Origin of the sequence: Mesorhizobium sanjuanii (assembly GCF_002529485.1) — a bacterium.
GTDB classification, from domain to species: domain Bacteria; phylum Pseudomonadota; class Alphaproteobacteria; order Rhizobiales; family Rhizobiaceae; genus Mesorhizobium; species Mesorhizobium sanjuanii.
Genome location: NZ_NWQG01000339.1, coordinates 1 through 281, shown reverse-complemented (window position 1 = coordinate 281; position 281 = coordinate 1). Strand labels below are relative to the sequence as shown.

The 281-nt window shown below is 58.0% G+C and carries 1 protein-coding gene; it reads right to left on the bottom strand.

The genetic code is table 11. From position 1 onward, the window contains the following. A partial coding sequence (locus tag CN311_RS31770; protein WP_245441009.1) for a porin occupies nt 1-281 on the bottom strand: 281 nt, incomplete at both ends.

Sequence of the window (281 nt, the reverse complement as noted above, 5' to 3'; positions counted from 1 at the left end):
TGCCGCTGTTGCCGGCGTTGTTGTTGACAAGGAAATCGTCGGTTGCATCATCCGGAGTACCATTGTTGCTGACGCTGCCGTAGTTGTTCCTGTTGCCGAAATTAAAGCGGGTCTCGGTGTAGGTCTTCAAGGTGCCGAGCTCGGTTTCCTGGCCGGTCCAGGTCTTCAGCGTGAAGCGGGTATTCTTGCGGTAGGTGTCCTGCTCGTCGCCGTCCTTGACATCGAAGGTTCTGGCGCCATCGAACGAGCCGACGTCACCGACGCCGATGTCGTAACGGACG